The following is a 254-nucleotide window of genomic DNA, read 5'->3' as shown; positions in this document are numbered from 1 at the left end:
CTGGTCGCTCTGCTGCGGTGGTCCCGCAGGCTCATGCTCGCACCGCGCGCCCGCCTTCTCAGCGCGGTGACTCGGGCCCCGACGCATGTCACACCTCCGGGGGTGGTCCGATACCCGGTCCGGGCGACCGGCCCGGTCCGGAGGTAGCCTGGGCGAACCCACCCGAAATCGGCTTTGAGGACCACATGTTCCGCATCGGACTCACCGGAGGGATCGCGGCCGGCAAGTCGGTCGCGGCGGCACGACTGGCCGAG

The organism is Promicromonospora kroppenstedtii DSM 19349, from assembly GCF_000515355.1.
In the GTDB taxonomy this organism is placed as follows: Bacteria; Actinomycetota; Actinomycetes; order Actinomycetales; family Cellulomonadaceae; genus Promicromonospora; species Promicromonospora kroppenstedtii.
Note: the sequence above shows the minus strand (reverse complement) of the source record.